We start from the raw sequence: 1,474 nt of genomic DNA, 5'->3' as shown, positions 1-1,474 counted from the left end.
CAGAACAAAAAGGGAAGGCTAAAGTGGAAGTCTTTGCCTACGTAGGAGAAGAAATGGTGTTCCAAGGCAACTTTGTCATTTATCGCTCCACGGAGGAAGAGTATAGCGAAGGAGGAAGTCAGCATGCGGATCGCCATTGATGCCATGGGGGGAGATAATGCTCCTGAGGCGACAGTAGAGGGCGCGCTATCTGCGGCAGCGGAATGGAAGGATACGGACATTACGCTGGTTGGTGACCTGGAACGAATTGAATCGGTTCTGAACGGTAGGGCGTTGCCGACGAACCTCAGCATTCGCCATGCATCCGAAATGATAGATGCGCAGGACGAGCCTGTAAAGGCAGTGCGCCGTAAAAAGGATGCCTCGATGGTCGTAGCTGGTCGAATGGTCAGAGAAGGCGAAGCGGATGCCATGATATCCGCAGGTAATACAGGCGCGCTAATGACCACAGGGTTGCTGGTGGTTGGAAGAATGGAAGGCATTGAACGTCCGGCTCTCGCGCCGATGATACCAACGATAGATGATCAGGGTATTCTGGCGCTGGACTTGGGAGCCAATATGGATGCCAAGCCTGAGCATCTTGCCCAGTATGCACTGATGGGGAGCTTGTATCGTCAGAAAGTTCACGGTGTGACTTCTCCAAGGGTGGGTCTGCTGAATGTGGGGACCGAAGCTGGGAAGGGCAATGAACTGACGAAGTTGGCATATCCACTTATTGAGCAGTTACCTGTCAATTTTGTGGGTAATGTTGAATCGAGAGATGTGTTAACCGGGAATTGCGATGTACTGGTGTGCGATGGATTTGCTGGAAATATCATGCTAAAATCGCTGGAGGGTACAGCCGGAGCCATATTTTCTCTCTTAAAAGAGCAATTCACCAAATCCTTGAAGACCAAGCTTGCGGCAGCCTTGATTATGCCTGAGCTTCGCAGTCTGAAAGGTAAATTGGATTATAAAGAGCATGGCGGGGCTCCTTTGCTGGGTTTGAGTGGACTCGTCCTGAAAAGTCACGGTTCGTCTGACGGCGTTGCCGTCAAAAATGCGGTAAGGCAGGCTCGTACGGCCTTGCAAAACCGATTGGTAGAAAGTATATCCAAGGAAATCAGCAGGAAGTGAGTGACGATATGAATAAATTACGGCCGGTTGGTGTTATCGGAACAGGGAAATACGTACCTGAGAAAATTCTGACCAATAAAGATTTGGAAGCAATCGTAGAAACAAGTGATGAATGGATTGTCAGCCGTACAGGGATTCAGGAGCGCCATATTGCGGCTCCAGAGCAGGCTACATCTGATTTAGCTTATGAAGCAGCAATTAAGGCGTTGGAGTCCGCGGGTATGACGGCACAGGATCTGGATTTAATTATTGTAGCTACGGTTACACCGGATATGGCGTTTCCGTCAACTGCCTGCATTCTTCAGGACAAATTGGGAGCCAAAGGCGCAGCAGCTTTCGATTTGTCTGCGGCATGCTC

Annotated in this window: 1 protein-coding gene and 2 pseudogenes; all 3 read left to right on the top strand. The window is 49.9% G+C overall.

The genetic code is table 11. The annotated features are described in order from the left end of the window. Positions 1-140 (top strand): annotated as a pseudogene (locus GRP75_RS26685) (transcription factor FapR); the annotation flags it as partial. Further along, a complete protein-coding gene (gene plsX / locus GRP75_RS26680) occupies positions 124-1,116 on the top strand; it encodes a phosphate acyltransferase PlsX (RefSeq protein ID WP_160790862.1) in 993 nt (330 codons plus the stop codon). The pseudogene GRP75_RS26685 and the gene plsX, both read left to right, overlap by 17 nt. Positions 1,117-1,124: 8 nt before the next feature. Beyond that, positions 1,125-1,474, top strand: a pseudogene (locus GRP75_RS26675) (3-oxoacyl-ACP synthase); the annotation flags it as partial.

The sequence above is a fragment of the Paenibacillus sp. OT2-17 genome (assembly GCF_009827695.1).
Lineage (GTDB): Bacteria > Bacillota > Bacilli > Paenibacillales > Paenibacillaceae > Paenibacillus > Paenibacillus polymyxa_B.
This window is presented reverse-complemented; position numbering and strand designations above follow the sequence as displayed.